Source organism: Archangium violaceum Cb vi76 (genome assembly GCF_000733295.1).
In the GTDB taxonomy this organism is placed as follows: domain Bacteria; phylum Myxococcota; class Myxococcia; order Myxococcales; family Myxococcaceae; genus Archangium; species Archangium violaceum.
In genome coordinates this window covers 1-479 of sequence record NZ_JPMI01000336.1, presented here as the reverse complement: position 1 = coordinate 479, position 479 = coordinate 1, and the positions used below count along the sequence as shown (strand labels likewise).

Annotated in this window: 1 protein-coding gene; it reads right to left on the bottom strand. The window is 67.8% G+C overall.

Annotated elements, in window-relative coordinates:
* On the bottom strand, nucleotides 1-479 hold a 479-nt coding region (locus Q664_RS44270; protein WP_043411072.1), incomplete at both ends, for a KUP/HAK/KT family potassium transporter.

Here is a 479-nt window from a genome sequence, read left to right as displayed (position 1 = left end):
GGTCCACCACCAGGAACAGCGCCGCCACCGGCAGCGCCACCAGCCGCGACACATTCCAGCGCTCGCGCGCCACCACGTACGCCAGCACCGTGGTGATGGTCATCGTCGTCGTCACCGAGATGCCGTACGCCGCCGCCAGGTTGCTGGAGGACTTGAAGCCCAGCACCAGGAAGATGATGCCCACCAGCAACGCCAGGTTGATGCCCGGCAGGTAGATCTGCCCCCGCTCCTCCGCCGAGGTGTGCACCACCTCCAGGCGCGGCGTGTACCCCAATTGAATCGCCTGCTGCGTGAGCGAGAAAGCCCCCGAGATGAGCGCCTGCGAGGCGATGACGGTCGCCCCCGTGGCCAGCACCACCAGCGGGTAGAGCGCCCACGTCGGCGCCAGGTGGAAGAAGGGGTTGGAGGCCTTGCTGGGGTCTCTCAGCAGCAGCGCCCCCTGCCCCATGTAGTTGAGCATCAACGCCGGCAGCACCAGC